Source organism: Pseudomonas sp. EA_65y_Pfl2_P74 (assembly GCF_963970575.1).
GTDB classification, from domain to species: domain Bacteria; phylum Pseudomonadota; class Gammaproteobacteria; order Pseudomonadales; family Pseudomonadaceae; genus Aquipseudomonas; species Aquipseudomonas baetica_A.
Map to the genome: position 1 here is coordinate 1 of NZ_CAXAOQ010000072.1, position 1,676 is coordinate 1,676.

Sequence of the window (1,676 nt, forward strand, 5' to 3'; positions counted from 1 at the left end):
TACTTGGTTTGCCTTGGCAGCGCGTTGGCGCTGGCGGTGCAATCACGATCCTTTAAAAAGCTGTAATTAAACCCAGAACACGCTGTCGCACGCGGTCGGCTTTGGTAAAATCCACGGCATGACTTCTATGCCAAACCTCGACCACATGACCCCCGACCAACTGCGTGCACTCGCTGCGCAGTTGATGTCGAAGGTCGACACCATGGGCAGAAAGAACCACCGCGATCAAACCATCATCGAACAGTTGACCCACGAGATCGCGATCCTCAAGCGGCACCGGTTTGCCAAGCGCAGCGAGCAGATCAGTCCTGAGCAAGGCAGCTTGCTCGACGATCTTCTTAACACCGATCTTGAGGCTATCGACGCCGAGCTGACGGCACTGCTTCCGACTCCTGCTCCAGAAGTAGCGCGCCAAAAGCCAAAGCGCGCGCCGCTGCCGTCGCAGTTTCCACGTACCGTCATTCATCACGAACCAGAAAACACTCAGTGCACTTGCGGTTGCCAACTTCAGCGCATCGGCGAGGACGTCAGCGAGAAACTGGATTACACGCCAGGCGTGTTCACCGTCGAACAGCATGTGCGTGGGAAATGGGCCTGCCGTCAGTGCGAAACACTGATCCAGGCACCAGTACCGGCCCAAGTGATCGACAAAGGCATCCCAACCGCAGGTCTGCTGGCCCATGTGATGGTGGCGAAGTTCGCTGACCACTTGCCGTTGTATCGGCAGGAGAAAATCTTCGGACGTGCCGGTTTAGCGATCCCGCGCTCCACACTGGCTCAATGGGTTGGACAGACCGGTGTGCAGCTTCAGGCGCTGGTTGATGCCTTGCGAGAAGCCGTTTTGGCCCAACGAGTCGTCCATGCCGACGAGACGCCGGTGCAGATGCTTGCGCCCGGACAGAAGAAAACTCACCGTTCTTATGTATGGGCTTACTGCACCACGCCGTTTTCGGTGCTCAAGGCCGTGGTCTATGACTTCAGCCCGAGCCGGGCAGGTGAGCATGCACGTAACTTCCTCGGCTCATGGAACGGCAAGCTGGTGTGCGACGACTTTGCTGGCTACAAAGCTGGCTTCGAGAAAGGCATGATCGAAATCGGCTGCATGGCCCACGCCCGCCGCAAGTTTTTCGATCTGCACGTGGCGAATAAAAGTCAGCTGGCCGAACAGGCGCTGCACTCGATTGGTGGCCTGTACGAAGTTGAACGCCAAGCGCGGGACATGAGCGATGAGGATCGCCGCCGAATACGGCAAGAAAAAGCAGCGCCGTTGGCAAAAACACTGCACGACTGGATGTTGACCCAGCGCGATCTTGTGCCCAACGGATCAGCGACGGCCAAAGCCTTGGATTACAGCCTTAAACGCTGGATCGCGCTGACGCGCTACCTGGATGATGGCGCTGTCCCCATAGACAACAATCCAGTCGAAAACCAGATCAGACCGTGGGCGCTTGGCCGTTCGAATTGGTTGTTTGCCGGATCGCTTCGCAGCGGCAAACGGGCGGCGGCGATCATGAGCTTGATCCAGTCGGCGCGCATGAATGGGCACGATCCGTATGCCTATCTCAAAGATGTGCTGACGCGGTTGCCGACGCAACGGGCGAGTGAGATCGACCAACTGCTGCCGCATCAGTGGGTATCTGTCTGACTTACGCAACGTGAGTTGGGCAGACGCTTAC

At 57.7% G+C, this 1,676-nt stretch carries 1 protein-coding gene; it reads left to right on the forward strand.

What is annotated here, in order from left to right; genetic code table 11:
* The first annotated feature begins 118 nt into the window (after window positions 1-118).
* A complete protein-coding gene (gene tnpC, locus AACY18_RS27840; protein WP_159889786.1) occupies window positions 119-1,645 on the forward strand; it encodes an IS66 family transposase in 1,527 nt (508 codons plus the stop codon).
* Window positions 1,646-1,676 lie beyond the last annotated feature (31 nt).